The organism is Ralstonia mannitolilytica, assembly GCF_905397375.1.
Taxonomy (GTDB): Bacteria; Pseudomonadota; Gammaproteobacteria; order Burkholderiales; family Burkholderiaceae; genus Ralstonia; species Ralstonia mannitolilytica.
Genome location: NZ_CAJPVG010000007.1, coordinates 12845 through 32062, shown reverse-complemented (window position 1 = coordinate 32062; position 19218 = coordinate 12845). Strand labels below are relative to the sequence as shown.

Sequence of the window (19218 nt, the reverse complement as noted above, 5' to 3'; positions counted from 1 at the left end):
CGCCATCTAGGGCAACAAAGTCAACGGCCAAACCATCGACCACGACTGCAGCAGGAACCAGCAGCACAACGCGAAGCAAAGCGAGCAACACAGCAACAAACAAGAGCCACCTAGGACAGCACACAGATTGTGTGGCCGTACCCTGCCCTAGATGGCGCCTTGAATTTGTGTAAGCGGGCGGAAAAAGGAAGGAGGCTGTTTGAGCGCAGCGAGTTTGCCTCCTTCCCCGCCCGGTTACACAAATTCAAGGAGGGTGTCGCCATCTCGGGCGCGCCTTTCTTTGCTTACTTTCTTTGGCAAGACAAAGAAAGTGAGTCGCCCCCGGCAGGGGGTGAAAGGGAGATGAACCACCAAGGGTCAAACAAGCAAACCACCAACACATCCAAACCAAGGAGATCCCTCACCATGGCAAACAATCTCAACCTCGGTTTCATCGGCCTCGGCATCATGGGCGCCCCCATGGCAGGTCATCTGCGCGCCGCCGGCCACACGCTCTTCGTGCACGACGTCAACCCGGCACCCGCCGCGCTGGTGGAAGCCGGCGTGACGGTCTGCACGAGCGCAGAGGAAGTCGCCAAGCGTGCCGACATCATCTTCATCATGGTGCCGGACACCCCGCACGTTGAAGCCGTGCTGTTCAGCGAGAAGGGTGTCGCCAAGGCGCTGAAGGATGCCGGCAAGGACGCTGCTGCCAGCAAGATCGTCGTCGACATGAGTTCGATCTCGCCGATCGCGACGAAGGACTTCGCAGCCCGCATCAACAAGCTCGGCGCGCAATACCTGGATGCTCCGGTGTCGGGCGGCGAAGTGGGCGCGAAGGCCGCATCGCTGACGATCATGGTGGGCGGTGAGCAGGCTGCGTTCGATCGCGTGGCACCGCTCTTCCAGCTGATGGGCAAGAACATCACGCTGGTGGGCGGCAACGGCGACGGCCAGACCACCAAGGTGGCCAACCAGATCATCGTGGCGCTGAACATCCAGGCCGTGTCCGAAGCGCTGCTCTTCGCATCGAAGGCCGGCGCCGACCCGGCGAAGGTGCGTCAGGCGCTGATGGGGGGCTTCGCGGCCTCGCGCATCCTGGAAGTGCACGGCGAGCGCATGGTCAAGCGTACGTTCGATCCGGGCTTCCGCATCGAGCTGCACCAGAAGGATCTGAACCTGGCGCTGCAAGGGGCGAAGACGCTGGGCGTGGCGCTGCCGAACACGGCCACCGCGCAGGAACTGTTCAACACCTGCGCCGCCAACGGCCTGGGCAAGCAGGACCATTCGGCGCTGTGCCGCGCGATCGAGATCATGTCGAACCACGACATCGCCTGAATGCGCGCCTAAGTTGTGTGCACTGTCGCAGCCTTCGGGCGGCGGCAGTCTTTTTGCTGTTTCCCCGCTTTCTGCCATGCACCACGACCAGTCTGCCCAGGCCGCCCTGCGCGCCGCCTTGCCCAATCCGTCGCCGCGCGCGCTGTTGCACGGCCTGTTTGATACCGCGGTGGCTGCGGTCAGCGCTGCGCAATGCCTGCCGGCATTCCTGCCCGAACCGCCGCGTGGCCGCACCATCGTCATCGGCGCTGGCAAGGGCGCTGCAGCGATGGCCGAGGCGGTGGAGCAGCACTGGAAGGGCGAGCTGTCCGGCCTGGTCGTCACGCGTTACGAGCACGGCCGTGCGCCCGGCACGCAGGGCCGCATTGAGGTGGTTGAAGCCTCGCACCCCGTGCCCGATGCAGCCGGCCAACGCGCCGCGCAACGCATGGTCGGCCTGCTCGAAGGTTTGACGGAAGACGACCTCGTGCTGTGCCTGATCTCCGGCGGCGGCTCGGCCCTGCTGGCTGCACCCGCCGAAGGCCTGACGCTGGCCGACAAGCAGTCCGTCAACCGTGCGCTGCTCAAGAGCGGCGCGAGCATCGGCGAGATGAACTGCGTGCGCAAGCACCTCTCGTCGATCAAGGGCGGGCGCCTGGCACTGGCGTGCGCACCGGCACGCGTCGAGACGCTGCTGATCTCGGATATTCCCGGCGACGACCCGACGCTCATCGCCAGCGGCCCGACGCTGCCCGACGCCACCACCTGCGCAGATGCGCTGGCCGTGATCGATAAATACGGCATCGACGTGCCCGAAGCGGTGCGCCGTCATCTGGAAAGCGGCGCGGGCGAGACGCCCAAGCCCGGCGATGCACGTTTCAAAGGCCATCGCAGCCACGTCATCGCGACGGCCCAGCACGCGCTGGAAGCGGCCGCCGCGCAGGCACGCGCGCTCGGTTACGAGGCGCACATCCTGTCGGACAGCATTGAAGGCGAGGCGCGCGATGTGGCCGAAGTGCATGCCGGCATCGTGCGTCAGATCGTGGCGCGCAATCAGCCGTTCACCAAACCGTGCGTGATTCTGTCGGGTGGTGAAACCACGGTGACCGTGCGCGGTAATGGGCGCGGAGGGCGCAATGCCGAGTTCCTGCTGGCGCTGGGCGTGGCGTTGGATGGTCTGCCGGGGGTGTATGCGATTGCCTGCGATACCGATGGCATCGATGGCTCGGAAGACAACGCTGGCGCGATGTTGACGCCGGATAGTCTGGCGCGTGCTGAAGCGCTTGGGTTGCGGGCTAAGCAATTGCTCGACAACAACGATGGGTATGGGTTTTTTGATGCGCTGGGGGATTTGATTGTGACTGGGCCGACCCGGACTAATGTGAATGATTTTCGGGCGATTTTGATTACCGGCTAATTTTTTGGGCGAGGGGGATGGGGTTTTGGTTTTGTGGTGCATCCCTTGTTTCATCCCCTGCCGGGGCTGACTCACTTTCTTTGTCTTGCCAAAGAAAGTAAGCAAAGAAAGGCGCGCCCGAGATGGCGACTTCCCCTTGAATTTATGTCGCAGGGAGGGGAAGGGAAAAACTCGCTTCGCTCAGACAGTTTCCCTTCCTTTTTCCTCCCTGCAACAGAAATTCAAGGCGCCATCTAGGGCAACAAAGTCAACGGCCAAACCATCGACCACGACTGCAGCAGGAACCAGCAGCACAACGCGAAGCAAAGCGAGCAACACAGCAACAAACAAGAGCCACCTAGGTCAGCACACAGATTGTGTGGCCGTACCTTGCCCTAGATGGCGCCTTGAATTTGTGTAAGCGGGCGGAAAAAGGGAGGAGGCTGTTTGAGCGCAGCGAGTTTGCCTCCTCCCCGCCCGGTTACACAAATTCAAGGAAGGGGTCGCCATCTCGGGCGCGCCTTTCTTTGCTTACTTTCTTTGGCAAGACAAAGAAAGTGAGTCGCCCCCGGCAGGGGGTGAAAGGGAGTGGACCACCAAGGCCCAAATAAACAACCCCCACCGGAAACACCAAAATGCGCCGCTTCCGCAACACCAAAATCCTCGCCACCCTAGGCCCCGCCAGCAGCGACAAAGACACCATCCGCGCCCTCTTCGACGCCGGCGCGGACGTCTTCCGCCTGAACTTCAGCCACGGCTCGCACGAAGACCACCGCAAGCGCTACGACACCGTGCGCGCGGTGGAGGCCGAGACCGGTCGCCCGATCGGCATCCTCGCTGACATGCAAGGTCCGAAGCTGCGCATCGGCACGTTCGCCGACGGCCGCGTCGTGCTCAAGAACGGGGATCGCTTTGTGCTCGACCGCGACCCGACGCCGGGCGATGTCACGCGCGTGCATCTGCCGCATCCGGAGCTGTACGCTGCTACCGCGCCGGGCCAGTCGCTGTTGCTGGACGACGGCAAGATCCGCCTGGCCGTGGAAGCCGCCGACCCGACGGCCATCGTCACGCGCGTGGTCGATGGCGGCCCGCTGTCGGACCGCAAGGGCGTGAACGTGCCGGACGCTGTGATCCCCATCCCCGCGCTCACCGAGAAAGACCTGCGCGATCTCGACTTCGCGCTGTCATTGGGTGTGGACTGGATTGCGCTGTCGTTCGTGCAGCGCGCCGAAGACGTGATCGCCGCACGCGAGATCATCGGCGACCGGGCTGGGCTGCTCTCGAAGATCGAAAAGCCCGCCGCGCTGCTGCACCTCGAAGACATCGTGCAGGCCTCCGACGCGCTGATGGTGGCGCGCGGCGATCTGGGTGTGGAGCTGCCGCCCGAGCGCGTGCCCGGCGTGCAGAAGCGCATCCTGCGCATGGCGCGCCAGCATGGCAAGCCGGTGGTCGTGGCCACGCAGATGCTGGAATCGATGATCGAAGCGCCGGTGCCGACGCGCGCCGAGGCCTCCGACGTGGCCAGCGCCGTGTACGACGGCACCGATGCCGTGATGCTGTCGGCCGAGTCGGCCAGCGGCAAGCATCCGGTTGCGGCGGTCAGCATCATGAACCGCATCATTGCCGAGACCGAACGCGACCCGCTCTACCGCAACCTGATCGACGCGCAGCATCAACCGCCGCTGCCGACGCGCCAGGACGCCATCTGCGCGGCCTTGCGCGACGTGACGCACATCCTCGGCGCAGTGGCCACCGTCACGTACACGTCCAGCGGCAAGACGAGCCTGCGCGCCGCACGCGAGCGGCCACTGGCGCCCATCGTCAGCATCACGCCGCGCCTGGACACGGCGCGCCGGCTGGCCATCGCGTGGGGCGTGCACAGCACGGTCAGCCCCGATGTGAGCAATGTCGACGAGATGGTGGACGCGGCGTGCCGGGCCGCCGCACGTGAAGGCTTTGCCGTGTCGGGCGACCAGATCGCCATCACGGCGGGCATGCCGTTCGGCCAGGCCGGTTCGACCAACCTGCTGCGCCTGGCGGAAATCTGGCCGCAGACCGTGGCAGCCGCGACGGAAACGCGCGCCGAGCAGTTCGAAGCCGCGACGGCCTGACGCTGCGTCAGACCACCTTGGAGTAGCGCGGAACGAAGCCGACGGGCTTGCCCCCGGCTTCCACCGCACGCTCCGTGCCCGCCTGGCGCAGGTGCGAATCGAAGACCATCGCGATGCGGCGCACGAGCAGCCGCCCTTGCGGCGTGATGACGATGCGTTCGTCCCCCACCCGCACCAGCCCGGCTTCCTCCAGCGGCGCCAGCTCCCGCAGCTCATCTGCGAAGGTGCGCTTGAAGTCCAGCCCGTGGCGCGCGCCGAAGGTGCGCATGTTCAGTTCAAATCCGCACATCAGCTCGCCGATCAGCGCACGGCGCACGTGGTCGTCCGGCGTGAGCGACATGCCGCGCAGCACGGCCAGTTCGCCGGCATCGATGCGCGCGTAGTACGCGTCGAGATCCTTTTCGTTCTGCGCATACACATCGCCCACGCGGCTGATGGCGGACACGCCAAACGCCAGCATGTCGCAATCGGCGTGCGTGGAATAGCCCTGGAAATTGCGCTGCAGCCGCCCTTCACGCTGCGCGATGGCAAGCGCATCGTCAGGCCGAGCGAAGTGGTCCATGCCGATGTAGACATAACCCTCGGCGACGAGGCGCTCCACCGTCATCGCCAGCAAATCGAGTTTTTCGTCGGCGGTCGGCAGCGCGAGCAGATCGATGCGGCGCTGCGGCTTGAACAGGTGCGGCAGATGCGCGTAGCTGTAGACGGACAGCCGGTCGGGCGCCATCTCCAGCACGCGATCGAGCGTGGCGTTGAAGGTCTCGGTGCGTTGATGCGGCAAGCCGTAGATCAGGTCGAAGCTGATCGACTCGAAGCCGAGCCGGCGCGCGGTGTCGACCACGCGGCGCGTCTCTTCCACGCTCTGCGTGCGGTGCACGGCGCGCTGCACCTCGGGGTCGAAGTCTTGAATGCCCAGGCTTGCGCGATTGAAGCCGATCTCGGCCAGGACTTCGAGCGTGGCGTCGTCGGCGTGGCGCGGGTCGAGTTCGACGGAGATTTCGGCGTCGCCCATCAGCGCAAAATGCTCGCGCGTCGCGGCCATCACGGCGCGCATCTCGTCGTGCGCGAGGAACGTGGGCGTGCCGCCGCCCCAGTGCAATTGCGTCACGCGGCGCAGTGGGCCGATCTGGTTGGCCACCATGGCCATCTCACGCGCGAGCGTTTCAACATAGCGTGCACTGCGCGAGCGGTCCTTCGTGATGACCTTGTTGCAGCCGCAGTAGTAGCAGAGGTTCGCGCAAAACGGCAGGTGCATGTACAGCGACAGCGGCGCGTGCAGCGCAGGCGCGATCGCGGCGCGGCGGTGCAAGGCGTCGAGGTAATCGGCGTTACCAAACTGGTTGTGAAAGCGGTCAGCCGTCGGATACGAGGTATAGCGCGGGCCGTGCGTATCAAAACGCTGCGCGAGCGCGCGCACCTGGGGAGCCGACCAGCGGAAAGCGCTGTCGTTGGCGGCGGACGGAGGATCGGCCGGCTTGGCGAACGGAAACATGGGGCGGTTCTAGTGGGGCGATAGGTCATCCTAAAACCGCGATGTGAGTGTCGGGTTGATGTGTGTCAACGTCGGTCAATGCGGGTTCCAAAGCGTTGTGTACTGCACGCGTGGCGTCACGGCGGCACAACGGGGCTGGGCGTTGATGGGTGTTTTTTTTGAGTTCTGGATTGTTGGTGCATCCCTTGTTTCATCCCCTGCCGGGGCTGACTCACTTTCTTTGGTCTTGCCCAAAGAAAGTAAGCAAAGAAATGCGCGCCCGAGATGGCGACCCATTCCTTGAATTTCTGTCGCAGGGAGGGGAAGGGAAAAACTCGCTTCGCTCAGACAGTTTCCCTTCCTTTTTCCTCCCTGCAACAGAAATTCAAGGCGCCATCTAGGGCAGGGAAAGTCAAAGGACAAAAGCCACACCGCCTGGGCGCCAGTCCGAACGAAAAGGCCAACCGCACGATGGGTTGGCCTTTTTCTTTTGACGTTGAGCCCTTGATGGCGCCTTGAATTTTCGTAAGCGGGCGGGAAAAAGGTGGGGAACTGTCTGAGCGCAGCGAGTTTTCCCCCACCTCCGCCCGGTTACGCAAATTCAAGGGATGGGTCGCCATCTCGGGCGCGCCTTTCTTTTGCTTACTTTTCTTTGGCAAGACAAAGAAAAGTGAGTCGTGCCCGGCAGGGTACGAAACACAGATGGACCACCAAGGCAAAACCCAAAACCCAAAACCCAATCACGAAACCACAGTCTTCTTAGCCGCCAACAACCCCTTCAACGCCCCCAACCGATCCTTCGGCGACATCGCTGGCATCGTGTCCTCCGGCGTCGGCCCGGCATCCTCCCCAAGCTTCATCTCCGCGATATAGCGCGACGGCTCGCACACCACCGTCTCCCGCGCCCGCTTGCGCTTCTTGCACCAGCTGATATGCAGGCTGCGCTGCGCCCGCGTGATCCCCACATACATCAACCGCCGCTCTTCTTCGATCTTCTCGTCCGTCAGATCGTCGTCTTCGCGACAATGCGGCAGGATGCCTTCCTCCACACCCACCAGAAACACGTGCGGATATTCGAGCCCCTTGCTGGCGTGCAGCGTGGACAGGCGCACCGCATCCGGGTCTTCTTCCTTGCCTTCGAGCATGCTGATCAGCGCGATGGTCTGCGTGAGTTCCAGCAGGTTTTTACCGGCGTCCATCAGGCCATCGGCGTTGTCGAAACCGGTGGCTTCTTCGTCGTCATCCTTCTCCGGCTTGGTGCCCTTGCGCTTGAGCCAGTCGAGAAACTCCAGCACGTTGGTCCACTTGTTCTGCGCCTGGCGCTCGTCGTAGGTGTCGTACAGGTAGGCCTCGTAGTGGATGCCTTCCATCATCTCGTCGAGCAGCGTGGCGGCGGGCTCCCTGGCGGCGCGGTCCGAGAGCCGCACGATGAACTCGCAGAACACCCGCAGCGGCTCCAGCTGGCGCGGCGCGAGTTGCGCTTCGATGCCGCCCATCATTGCCGCCTCGAACAGCGACACCTTGGCCTGCCCCGCGAATGCGCCCAGCACTTCCAGCGTCGCATTGCCCACGCCCCGCTTGGGCGTGGTGATGGCGCGGATGAACGCGGGGTCGTCATCCGCATTGGCAATCAGCCGCAGATAGGCGCACAGATCCTTGATCTCGGCCTTGTCGAAAAAGCTCTGCCCGCCCGAGAGCACATACGGAATGCGTTCGCGCCGCAGGATCTGCTCGAACAGGCGCGCCTGGAAGTTGCCGCGATACAGGATCGCGTAATCGCGAAACTGCGCACGACGCTCGAACTTGTGGGCGGACAGCTTGAAGACGACGCTCTCGGCTTCGTGCTCCTCGTCATTGGCGCTGGTCACGGTGATGGGGTCGCCCATGCCGTGCTCGCTCCACAGCGTCTTCTCGAACAGCTTCGGGTTCTGCGCGATGACCGCGTTGGCGGCGTTCAGGATGCGCACCGTGGAGCGGTAGTTCTGCTCCAGCTTGATCACCTTCAGGTTCGGAAAATCGGTCTGCAGCAGCTTGAGGTTGTCGAGCGTGGCGCCGCGCCAGCCGTAGATGGCCTGGTCGTCGTCGCCCACCGCCGTGAAGGCCGGCGCACGCAGGTGCGAGCCGCCCGCCAGCAGCTTCAGCAGCTGATACTGGCAGGCGTTGGTGTCCTGATATTCATCAACGAGGAAGTAGCGCAGGCGGTTCTGCCACTTCAGGCGTACCTCTTCATTGCGCGCGAACAGCTCGGCGGGAATGCGGATCAGGTCGTCAAAATCCACCGCCTGATATGCATGCAGCGTCGCCACGTAGTTGCGGTAGACGAGCGCGGCCTGGTGGTCGTCGACGTTGTTGTTGGCGAGCGCCTCGGCAATCGCCGTGTCCGGATCGACGAGACCGTTCTTCCACAGCGAGATCGTGCTCTGCACGCGGCGGATCAACTGCTTGTCGGTGGTCGCGAGCTGCTCCTGGATCATGCCGAAGCAATCGTCGGAATCCATGATCGAGAAACGTGGCTTGAGGCCGACATGCTCGGCTTCCGCCCGCAGGATCTGTACGCCCAGCGAGTGGAACGTACAGACGGTCAGCTGCTTGATGGGGATGCGCTTGCCGTCTGCGCGCGTCTGGCCCTCCATCAGCTTGGCCACGCGCTCCTGCATTTCCTTGGCTGCCTTGTTGGTAAACGTGACGGCGGCGATGTGCTTGGGCTCGAAGCCCTTGTCGAGGATCAGGTGCGCGATCTTCTGCGTGATCACACGCGTCTTGCCCGAACCCGCTCCCGCCAGCACGAGGCAGGGGCCGTCGAGGTAGTGCACAGCTTCGGATTGGGCTGCGTTGAGCCCGTGGGCAAGACCGGAAGACATGGGGACAGGCGGAAGAAAAAGCAGGCGGGAACGACAGCGGAGGGCGATGGTAGCACGGCGCTTTTGCATCGATTGAGCCGACGAGGGGGCTGTTGCAGGGCACCTGCGGAGGTGCCCAATACCGCACCGCACGCGTTTGCGCCCCTCGCTTTTCGCAAGGGCGTTACACCGCTTACGCACCGTTACACGAACGGGGTAAGCGAGCCTGCGCGGCACGCCGTTATGGACAGGACAGCGGCTGAATCGGTCGGCCGCCCACCGGAGGAAAAACCATGAACCGCATCGTCAAAGCCCTGGCCATCAGCGCCGTCGCCCTGTCTGCCACCACCGGCGCCTTCGCCCAGACGCAATGGCAAAAGGACCACCCGCGCCGCGCCGAGGTCAACCACCGCCTCGCCAACCAGAACAAGCGCATCCACAACGAAGTGAAGGAAGGCGAAATCACCAAGAGCCAGGCGCGCCAGCTGCACAAGGAAGACCGCCAGATTCGCCAGGAAGAGCGCGACATGGCCGCCCAAAACGGTGGGCACATCACCAAACAGGAACAGCGCACGCTGAACCAGCAGGAAAACCAGGTCAGCCGCCAAATCGGCAAGTAAGTCAAAGCAAGACCAGCCACACCCGCACTCCGGCCACACCACAAGGCGCTCCCGCCCGCGCCCCGACGGTGTGGCCGTTGTCTTTCGTCTTTGACGTTCCTGCCCTAGATGGCGCCTTCAATTTTCGTAAGCGGGCGGAAAAAAGGCGGGGAACTGTCTGAGCGCAGCGAGTTTTCCCCGTCTCCGCCCGGTTACGGAAATTGAAGGAGTCTTTCGCCATCTCGGGCGCGCATTTCTTTGCTTACTTTCTTTGGGCAAGACCAACGAAAGTGAGTCAGCCCCGGCAGGGATGAAACAAGGGATGCACCACAAGCACAAAAAATCCAGCCCTCCCCACCACCCGAGACCGCCAAGTCCACCCCAATTGACAATCCCATCCCCCTTCCGTAAATTCCGCCCATCCATCCGGGAGAGCGTGCCCGCCGTACACGGCAAGGCGCCGCCGAAGGGGTAGCACCCGAAAACTCTCAGGCATCCAGGACCGGGCGGATCGGCGGACATGCGTCCGACCGCACTCTGGAGAGCTGGCGCCGCACGACCACTGCGGGCGCCCACCGAAGGGGCTCACGAACGGCGCGCACCGCTATGCGCACCGCTTCGCAATCTCTCAGGTACCAAGGACAGAGGGGCCATCTGCGCAGCTTGTTGATCTTCATGGCGTCACCATGGGGCATCAGGCTGCGCGGGTGGCCTTTTTGCTTTTCTGGTTCCGATCCATGCGCCGCGCCCTCAGCCACACCGGCGGCGCCTCAAGCCGAGAGACTCCATGACGCTCCAACACACGCCGCTCAATGCCATCCACCGCTCGCTGGGCGCCCGCATGGTCGACTTCGGCGGCTGGGACATGCCCGTCAACTACGGCTCCCAGATCGAAGAACACCACGCCGTGCGGCAGGACGCCGGCGTCTTCGACGTTTCGCACATGTGCGTGGTCGACCTCACGGGGCCGCGCGTGCGCGACTTCCTGCGTGGGCTGCTGGCCAACAACGTCGACAAGCTCCAGACGCCCGGCAAGGCGCTCTACAGCTGCATGCTGAACGCCAAGGGCGGCGTGATCGACGACCTGATCGTCTATTTCTTCCGTGAAGACTGGTTCCGCCTGGTGGTCAACGCCGGCACCGCGCCGACCGACCTCGAGTGGATCGTCGCGCAGAACAATGCCGCCGGTACCGGTGTGACGATCACGCCGCGCCGCTCCGACAACAACGCGGGCCCCGAGCCGCTGGGCATCCTGGCGGTGCAGGGCCCGAACGCCCGCGCCCGGACATACGCGGCACTGCCCGGCACGCAGGCGGTGGGCGACGCGCTCAAGCCTTTCAACGCAGGGTTCGTCACCGTGGAACACGTGGGCGAGATCATGGTCGCGCGCACCGGCTATACCGGCGAAGACGGCTTCGAACTGGTCGTGCCCGCCGCGCAGATCGCCGGCGTGTGGGAGCGCCTGCTGCAGGCCGGCGTGCGCCCGGCAGGCCTGGGCGCACGCGACACGCTGCGCCTGGAAGCCGGCATGAACCTCTACGGCCAGGACATGGACGAGCACGTCTCGCCGCTGGACGCCGGCCTGGCCTGGACGGTCGACCTGCAAAGCGAACGCGACTTCACTGGCAAGGCCGCACTGCTGGCCGGCGGTCAGCGCGAACAGTTCGTCGGCCTGATCCTGCGCGACAAGGGCGGCGTGCTGCGCGCCCACCAGAAGGTCATCACGCCCGTCGGTGACGGCGAAATCACCAGCGGCACGTTCAGTCCGAGCCTGTCGCAATCGATCGCACTGGCGCGCCTGCCGAAGAGCGTGGCCCTGGGCACCGACGTGCAGGTCGAAATCCGCGACCGCAAGCTGACCGCGACAGTGGTTAAACTGCCGTTCGTGCGCAATGGCAAGGCGCTGGTCAGCTGAACCCGAATTCCCACCATTCCCATCTTCCGGAGAACCTTTTCATGAGCAACGTCCCCGCCGATCTGAAGTACACCGAACACGACGAGTGGATCCGCGTTGAAGCCGACGGCACGCTGACCATCGGCATCACCGACTACGCGCAGGACGCACTGGGCGACATCGTCTTCCTGGATCTGCCGGAAGCCGGCCGCAGCGTCAACAAGGACGAGGCGATTGCGGTGGTCGAGTCGGTCAAGGCCGCTTCGGACATCTACGCACCGGTTGCCGGCGAGATCGTTGCCCGCAACGAAGATGCGATCGGCTCGCCCGAATCCGTCAACGGCGACGCGTACGCCGCGTGGCTCTTCAAGATCAAGCCGGCCAACGCCGATGACGTGAACGCGCTGTGGACGGCAGAGAAGTACGCCGCCGAACGCGCCTAAGCCGCACCCCGAGCCGATGCGCCTGACCCGCGCATCGGCTTTTGCCTGAATTTCGAGCCCTTGCCATGAACGCTCCGCACCCCGCTTCCTCGGCGCTTGCCGCTGAACGTCCTACCCTCGCCGAACTGGAGGCGCGCGACGCCTTCTCGCATCGCCACATCGGCCCGTCTGCCGAAGAGCAGGCGCAGATGCTGGCCACGCTCGGCTACGCCAGCCGCGCCGAGCTGATCGACGCCGTGATCCCGGCCGCCATCCGCCGCAAAGACGGGATGCCGCTGGGCGAATTCACGCAACCGCTGACCGAAGAAGCGGCGCTGGCCAAGCTGCGCGGCATCGCGGGGCAGAACCGCGTGTTCAAGAGCCTGATCGGCCAGGGCTACTACGGCACGCACACGCCGGGCGTCATCCTGCGCAACATCCTCGAAAACCCCGCCTGGTACACGGCGTACACGCCGTATCAGCCGGAAATCTCCCAGGGGCGCCTGGAAGCGATGCTGAATTTCCAGCAGATGGTGATCGACCTTACGGCGATGGACATCGCCAATGCGTCGATGCTGGACGAAGCGACCGCCGCGGCTGAAGCCATGACGCTGCTGCAGCGGATTGGCAAGTCGAAGTCGACCGTGTTCTTCGTGGCCGACGACGTGCTGCCGCAAACGCTGGAAGTCGTGCGCACGCGCGCCAAGCCGATCGGCGTGCAGGTGGTGACCGGCCCTGCCGCCGACGCTGCCAAGCACGACGCGTTCGGTGTGCTGCTGCAATACCCGGGCGCCAACGGTGCGCTGCTGGGCGATCTGGCGACGTACCAGGCGCTCACCGATGCCGTGCACGCCGCCGGCGGCCTGGTCGTGGCCGCCGCCGACCTGCTGGCGCTCACGCTGCTGGCCGCGCCGGGCGAATGGGGCGCTGACGTCGTGATCGGCAACACGCAGCGCTTTGGCGTGCCGTTCGGTTTCGGCGGCCCGCACGCCGGCTACATGGCCGTGCGCGATGCGTTCAAGCGCTCGATGCCCGGCCGACTGGTCGGCGTGACGATCGATGCGCAAGGCAACCCGGCCTACCGCCTCGCGCTGCAAACGCGCGAGCAGCACATCCGCCGCGAGAAGGCCACCTCGAACATCTGTACCGCGCAGGTGCTGCTGGGCGTGATGGCGTCGATGTACGCCGTCTACCACGGCCCGCAAGGCCTGAAGCGCATCGCCCAGCGCGTGCACCGCCTGACCGCCACGCTGGCCGCCGGCCTGCGCGCGATCGGCTACACGCTGGAAGCCGACGCCTTCTTCGACACGCTGACCGTCGCCACCGGCCCGCGCACCGCGAACCTGCACATCGCTGCGCAGGCGCACGGCATCAACCTGCGCCAGATCGACGACGCGCGACTGGGCATCTCGCTGGACGAGACGGTCACGCGCGCCGATGTCGTGGCGCTGTGGGACATCTTCGCGCATGCCGCGCACGCCGCCGCACCGGACTTCGACCAGACCGAAGCGGGCGTCGCCGATGCGTATCCGGCCTCGCTCATCCGCCAGAGCGCATACCTGACGCATCCGGTGTTCAACGCGCACCACTCCGAGCACGAAATGCTGCGCTACCTGCGCAGCCTGGCTGACAAGGATCTCGCGCTCGACCGCACGATGATCCCGCTGGGCTCGTGCACGATGAAGCTCAACGCCACCGCAGAAATGCTGCCGGTGACGTGGCCCGAGTTTTCGAACATCCATCCGTTCGCACCGGCCGACCAGACCGTCGGCTACCGCGAGATGATCGACCAGCTCGAGCAGATGCTCTGCGCCGCCACCGGCTACGCCGCCGTGAGCCTGCAGCCGAATGCCGGCTCGCAGGGCGAATACGCCGGTCTGCTGATCATCCACGCCTACCACGCCAGCCGTGGCGAAGCGCACCGCAACGTGTGCCTGATCCCGTCGTCGGCGCACGGTACGAACCCCGCATCGGCGCAGATGGCCGGCATGCAGGTGGTCGTGGTGGCCTGCGATGAGCGCGGCAACGTCGATCTGGCCGATCTGGAAAAGAAGGCCGCCGAGCACAGCAAGAACCTCGCGGCCATCATGATCACCTACCCGTCCACGCACGGCGTGTTCGAGGAAGGCGTGAAGCGCGTCTGCGAAATCGTGCACAGCCATGGCGGCCAGGTCTACGTGGACGGCGCCAACATGAACGCCATGGTCGGCACCGCCGCGCCGGGCCACTTCGGCGGCGACGTCTCGCACCTGAACCTGCACAAGACGTTCTGCATTCCGCACGGCGGCGGCGGCCCGGGCGTCGGCCCGGTGGCCGTGGGTGCGCACCTCGCGCCGTTCCTCCCGGGGCGCGCGGCGTCGGGTGAAGATGCCAGCCAGAACATCGGCAATGTGTCGGCGTCGGCGTTCGGCTCGGCGTCGATCCTGCCGATCTCGTGGATGTACATCGCGATGATGGGCGCCGCGGGCCTGACCGCCGCCACCGAGACGGCCATCCTGTCGGCCAACTACGTGGCCAAGCGTCTCGCGCCGTACTACCCGGTGCTGTACACGGGCGCGCACGGCCTGGTGGCCCACGAGTGCATTCTCGACATCCGTCCGCTGCAGAAGGAATCGGGCATCAGCAACGAAGACATCGCCAAGCGCCTGATGGACTTCGGCTTCCACGCACCGACGATGAGCTTCCCGGTGCCGGGCACGCTGATGATCGAGCCGACCGAAAGCGAGCCGAAGGTGGAACTCGACCGTTTCATCGACGCGATGATTGCCATCCGCGGCGAGATCGACAAGGTCATCTCGGGCGAATTCGACCGTGAAGACAACCCGCTCAAGCACGCGCCGCACACCGCAGCCGTGGTGATGGCCGATGACTGGTCGCACAAGTACACGCGCGAGCAGGCCGCTTACCCGGTGGCATCGCTGCGCGCACGCAAGTACTGGCCGCCGGTTGGCCGCGCCGACAACGTCTACGGCGACCGCAACCTGTTCTGCGCCTGCGTGCCGATGAGCGAGTACGCGCAGGACTAAAGCCGGCGACCCAGCGCGATTGCCATCGCGCCGCGCCTCAGGCGGCCGCCTCGCACCACGGGGCGGCCGTTTGCATCTGAACAACCCGAGCGCGGGCGGCCACAAGCCGACTCGCCCCTTTTGCAAAACGCCCCCCGGAGCCTGACCCCATGGCTGTTTCTGTTTTCGACCTCTTCAAGATCGGCATCGGCCCGTCCAGCTCGCACACCGTCGGGCCGATGCGCGCCGCGCTGATGTTCGCCTCCGGCCTCGAAGCCGACGGCCTGATGCCGCAAGTCGCCAGCGTGCGCGTCGAGCTGTATGGCTCGCTCGGCGCCACCGGCAAGGGCCACGGCACCGATCGCGGCGTCATCCTCGGCCTGATGGGCGAGGCGCCGGACACCATCGACCCCGACACCATCGAAGACAAGCTGGCGGCGCTGCGCGCGTCGCAGTCGCTGTCGCTGCTGGGCCGTCACGCGGTGCGCTTTACCGAGAAGGAGCACATCGCCTTCTATCGCCGCGAGGCGATGGCCGAGCACCCGAACGGCATGAAGTTCCATGCCTTCGATGCGGCCGGCGAGCGGCTGCGCGAGGCGCGCTACCTGTCGGTGGGCGGCGGCTTTGTCGTCACGGCCGGTGCGCCGAATACGCAAGTGCTGGCCGCGCACGACCAGTTGCCGCATCCGTTCCGCAGCGGCAAGGAATTGCTGGCGATGTGCGAATCGACGGGCAAGTCCATCGCCCGCCTGATGCTCGAAAACGAACTGACGTGGCGCACCGAAGCCGAAGTGCGCGCCGGCTTGCTCAACATCTGGCACGTGATGCAGGCGTGCGTGGCGCGCGGCTGCCGCACCGAGGGCGAACTGCCGGGCCCGTTCCACGTGCGTCGCCGCGCCGCCGAACTGTATTCACGCCTCACGGTGCAGGCCGAGCGCACGCTGTCCGATCCGCTGTCGGTCATCGACTGGGTGAACCTGTATGCGATTGCCGTGAACGAAGAAAACGCCGCGGGCGGGCGCGTCGTCACGGCGCCGACCAACGGCGCCGCCGGCATCATCCCCGCCGTGCTGCATTACTACGACCGCTTCGTGCCCGGCGCGAACGACAACGGCGTGGTCGATTTTCTGCTCACCGCCGGCGCGATCGGCATGCTGTACAAGATGAACGCGTCGATCTCGGGAGCGGAGGTCGGCTGCCAGGGGGAGGTCGGCGTGGCGTGTTCGATGGCGGCGGGTGCGCTGGCAGCGGTGCTGGGCGGCACGCCTGCGCAGGTCGAAAACGCAGCGGAGATCGGCATGGAGCACAACCTGGGGCTGACATGCGACCCAGTCGGCGGGCTGGTGCAGATTCCGTGCATCGAGCGCAATGCGATGGCCTCGGTGAAGGCCGTGAACGCGGCGCGCATGGCGTTGCGCGGAGACGGCACGCACTATGTCTCGCTCGATTCGGTCATCAAGACCATGCGTGAAACGGGCGCGGACATGAAGACCAAGTACAAGGAGACGGCCCGCGGCGGCCTGGCGGTCAACATCGTGGAGTGCTGAGGCTGCGCGCAGAACGGCGGCGAATGCCCCCACCACCAAACGCGAAATCCGGCCGGGCGGTGGGGCGTTAACATGCAAGGCGTTTCACCTTCCATTCCGCCATTTCGATCATGCAGATCTACCACAACCCGCGTTGCTCCAAATCCCGCGCTGCGCTTGAGCGGGCCCAGGCCTTTGCCCAGAAGACGGGCGAACCGCTCGACGTCGTCGATTACCTCGTCACGCCGCCCACGCTGGATGCGCTCAAGACACTGGCGGCGCAACTCGATGCGCCCGTGCGCAGCCTCGTGCGCGAGAACGAAGACGAATACGCGCAACTGAACCTGGCGGATGCCTCCGACGAGGCGCTGCTCGAGGCCATCGCGGCGCATCCGCGGCTGCTGCAGCGTCCGGTGCTCGTACGCAACGGGAAGGCCACCATTGGCCGGACGCCGGAAGCGCTCGACGCGTTCCTGAAGTAAGTCCACATCGGGGGCCCCACAGTTGAACGGCCTGCCGATTTCCATCGGGCAGGCCGTTCAGGGGTGGCCGTATCGCCTTGCGCGAGGGCCGGGGCTGCGTCCGTCAAGACGCGCTGGGGCACCGGATCATTCCAGGCCCATCCATCGGGCCATTTCTGACCCGAAACCAATGGCCAGCAGCGCTGCGAGCACCACTGCCAGCGCCACCGCGGTCGATACCGCAGTGACTTTCATGACCTCCGCATCGTCGTGCTCGCTGCTGTGCGCGCGATGCAGATGCACGCGCATGCTCAGCGGCATGGCCTTCGCGGACGGCTTGCGATGCCAGTGCAAGCGCTCCGCCATCGCTCGCAAGTGTTGCGTGTCAAACGCGTCACGGGAAAATCGCATCGCGGTACCTCCCGTCGTGTGTGTGGAGCCGACGCCGGCACGCACCGGCGTCGGGGGTACGTGCGGCCCGATGACGATACGACAGGCAAATGGCGTATGCGAGTGGCTTTGCTTGTCGGCGCCGGGTGGCGCAGTCGTCTGGTCGCCTCGCACAAGCCCAGCGTAGACGCGGGTTTGCGGCCCCGCAAGTTGCGCCGCGGCATGGTGCGCGCGTCACGCGCGCGAAACGCAAACGGTATGCGGCTTTTGCCGCGATGCGTGACGGTTTCTGCGCCCGACTGCACCGCGCCTGGGCGCTCAATCCTGAGCAGATTGGTGGGACACTTGCTCGGCGGCGCGCTCGGCCTCGCGCTTGCGCAACTCGGCCAGCATGTTGCAGAAGAGGGCGCCTTGCTCCTTCGCGTCGTCCAGCGCGATGTGCGTGTGCGGCAGCGGATCGTGCCAGTGCTCGGGAAACGCCGCCTTCACGTTGCGCCGGTACGGCATGCCCGTCAGCGCAAAGGCCAGCGTCTTGATGTCGAGCGCGGCCCACCCGAACGGCGAGCGCCCCGCGAACCGCATCATGTACCAGAACATGTACGTGAAATCGAAGCCCGCCGGAAACGCCACGAACACCGGCTTGCCCGGCAGGCTCTCGACCCACTCCACATAGCGCGGCAAGGCCACCTCAGGCGCCTCGAGATTGCTGCGGCACGCGGCCCACGCCTCGGGCTGCGTCTGCCACCACTGCATCTGGACCGGATGGCCTTCCGCGCCGGGCAGCGTTTCGAGGTTGGCTTCGAACGTGCCGACGAGCGTCTTGTCGGCCAGGTAGGCCGCGCTGGCAAAACTGAGCATCGAGTGCGGCCCGGGGATGGGCCCATCGGCCTCGACGTCGGTGCTGACGTAGATCTCGGGCCGCGTGTCGGGCGGCTGGCTGCCGCGCTTGCGGCGGGGCTTGTCCTGGGCCGCGGCGGGCGCGGTGTCGGCGAAGGTGTCGTCGCTCTCGTTGGTGTCGTCGCTCATGTTGTGCCTTCGTTGGCAAACAGCCGATCGGCGACGTACGGATTGGTCGCGCGCTCATCGCCAAAGGTGGAGACCGGGCCGTGGCCCGGCACGAAGGTGACGTCGTCGCCGAGCGGCCACAGCTTTGTGCGGATCGAGCGGATCAGATCCGCATGGTTGCCGCGCGGAAAATCGGTGCGGCCGATCGAGCCCGCGAACAGCACGTCGCCGACGATGGCGACGCGGTCTTCCGCACTGAAGAACACCACGTGGCCGGGCGTGTGGCCGGGGCAGTGGAACACCTGCAGCGTGCGGCCGGCGGCCTGCACGGTGTCGCCGTCGTCCAGCCAGCGATCGGGCACGAAGGCCTCGGCCGGCGGAAAGCCGAAGCGCTGGCTCTGCACCGGCAGCTGGTCGATCCAGAACGCCTCGTCCTTCTGCAGACCTTCGATGGGCACGCCGAGCTGCCTGCGCAGGGCGTCGGCGGCGGCGCAGTGGTCGACGTGGCCGTGCGTGAGCAGGATCTTTTCGATGCGCGCGCCGTGCTGCTGGGCGGCCGCCAGGATGCGCTCGACGTCGCCGCCGGGGTCGGTGACGGCGGCCGCGCCATCGTCGCCAATCAGCAGCGTGCAGTTCTGTTCAAACGGCGTAACGGGGACGACGACGACTTTCATGTGATTTTTTGTGCGCATTTGCGCGAGGCAGGGATAACCCGATTGTATCGGCCCGAGCCCGCGCCAGCACTGGGCTCGCGGGCCGGCCTGTTACATCAGAAAGAAAATTTTACAAAATTGATGCGAGA

At 65.3% G+C, this 19218-nt stretch carries 14 protein-coding genes and 2 riboswitches; of the genes, 9 read left to right on the top strand and 5 right to left on the bottom strand.

What is annotated here, in order from left to right:
* Positions 1 to 405: 405 nt before the first annotated feature.
* From glxR to pyk, 3 genes are all read left to right on the top strand, one after another.
* Positions 406 to 1317 carry a 2-hydroxy-3-oxopropionate reductase gene (glxR, locus tag KHN96_RS14200; protein ID WP_045785249.1) on the top strand — a complete coding sequence of 304 codons (912 nt, stop codon included), beginning with the start codon at positions 406 to 408 and terminating at the stop codon, positions 1315 to 1317.
* 76 nt (positions 1318 to 1393) lie between these two features.
* Positions 1394 to 2713 carry a glycerate kinase type-2 family protein gene (locus KHN96_RS14195; RefSeq protein ID WP_045785248.1) on the top strand — a complete coding sequence of 440 codons (1320 nt, stop codon included), beginning with the start codon at positions 1394 to 1396 and terminating at the stop codon, positions 2711 to 2713.
* Between the two features lie 614 nt (positions 2714 to 3327).
* Positions 3328 to 4803, top strand: a complete 1476-nt coding sequence (gene pyk / locus KHN96_RS14190; protein WP_045785247.1) for a pyruvate kinase — start codon at positions 3328 to 3330, stop codon at positions 4801 to 4803.
* A 7-nt stretch (positions 4804 to 4810) separates the two neighbouring features.
* Here the strand turns inward: pyk and hemN are convergent, their stop codons facing one another.
* Positions 4811 to 6295 carry an oxygen-independent coproporphyrinogen III oxidase gene (gene hemN, locus KHN96_RS14185; RefSeq protein WP_045785246.1) on the bottom strand — a complete coding sequence of 495 codons (1485 nt, stop codon included), beginning with the start codon at positions 6293 to 6295 and terminating at the stop codon, positions 4811 to 4813.
* A gap of 719 nt (positions 6296 to 7014) precedes the next feature.
* Positions 7015 to 9135 carry a UvrD-helicase domain-containing protein gene (locus tag KHN96_RS14180; protein WP_045785245.1) on the bottom strand — a complete coding sequence of 707 codons (2121 nt, stop codon included), beginning with the start codon at positions 9133 to 9135 and terminating at the stop codon, positions 7015 to 7017.
* Between the two features lie 272 nt (positions 9136 to 9407).
* Between KHN96_RS14180 and KHN96_RS14175 the strand changes: the two genes are divergently transcribed.
* The 6 genes from KHN96_RS14175 (at position 9408) to KHN96_RS14150 (ending at position 17042) form a co-directional block, all read left to right on the top strand.
* Positions 9408 to 9734 (top strand): hypothetical protein, encoded by a 327-nt coding sequence (locus KHN96_RS14175; protein ID WP_027678500.1) that lies wholly within the window; start codon positions 9408 to 9410, stop codon positions 9732 to 9734.
* A 396-nt stretch (positions 9735 to 10130) separates the two neighbouring features.
* Positions 10131 to 10228: riboswitch (glycine riboswitch) on the top strand.
* A gap of 12 nt (positions 10229 to 10240) precedes the next feature.
* A riboswitch (glycine riboswitch) is annotated at positions 10241 to 10368 on the top strand.
* A gap of 132 nt (positions 10369 to 10500) precedes the next feature.
* Entirely contained in the window at positions 10501 to 11628 is a 1128-nt protein-coding gene (gene gcvT / locus KHN96_RS14170; protein ID WP_045785244.1) for a glycine cleavage system aminomethyltransferase GcvT, read from the top strand.
* Between the two features lie 41 nt (positions 11629 to 11669).
* Complete coding sequence (gene gcvH, locus KHN96_RS14165) at positions 11670 to 12050, top strand: glycine cleavage system protein GcvH (protein WP_045785243.1); 381 nt, start codon at positions 11670 to 11672, stop codon at positions 12048 to 12050.
* A gap of 65 nt (positions 12051 to 12115) precedes the next feature.
* The gene (gene gcvP, locus KHN96_RS14160; RefSeq protein WP_045785242.1) at positions 12116 to 15055 is read left to right on the top strand and encodes an aminomethyl-transferring glycine dehydrogenase; all 2940 of its coding nucleotides are present in this window, start codon (positions 12116 to 12118) and stop codon (positions 15053 to 15055) included.
* A 149-nt stretch (positions 15056 to 15204) separates the two neighbouring features.
* Positions 15205 to 16581 (top strand): L-serine ammonia-lyase, encoded by a 1377-nt coding sequence (locus KHN96_RS14155; protein WP_045785241.1) that lies wholly within the window; start codon positions 15205 to 15207, stop codon positions 16579 to 16581.
* A 110-nt stretch (positions 16582 to 16691) separates the two neighbouring features.
* Positions 16692 to 17042 (top strand): arsenate reductase family protein, encoded by a 351-nt coding sequence (locus KHN96_RS14150; RefSeq protein WP_045785240.1) that lies wholly within the window; start codon positions 16692 to 16694, stop codon positions 17040 to 17042.
* 126 nt (positions 17043 to 17168) lie between these two features.
* Here KHN96_RS14150 and KHN96_RS14145 read toward each other — a convergent pair whose 3' ends face one another.
* From KHN96_RS14145 to KHN96_RS14135, 3 genes are all read right to left on the bottom strand, one after another.
* A complete protein-coding gene (locus KHN96_RS14145; RefSeq protein ID WP_045785239.1) occupies positions 17169 to 17432 on the bottom strand; it encodes a hypothetical protein in 264 nt (87 codons plus the stop codon).
* 297 nt (positions 17433 to 17729) lie between these two features.
* Positions 17730 to 18437 carry a PolC-type DNA polymerase III domain-containing protein gene (locus tag KHN96_RS14140; RefSeq protein WP_045785238.1) on the bottom strand — a complete coding sequence of 236 codons (708 nt, stop codon included), beginning with the start codon at positions 18435 to 18437 and terminating at the stop codon, positions 17730 to 17732.
* Positions 18434 to 19090 carry an MBL fold metallo-hydrolase gene (locus KHN96_RS14135; protein ID WP_115044237.1) on the bottom strand — a complete coding sequence of 219 codons (657 nt, stop codon included), beginning with the start codon at positions 19088 to 19090 and terminating at the stop codon, positions 18434 to 18436. Before KHN96_RS14135 ends, KHN96_RS14140 begins: the two co-directional genes overlap by 4 nt.
* Between the last annotated feature and the right edge of the window lie 128 nt (positions 19091 to 19218).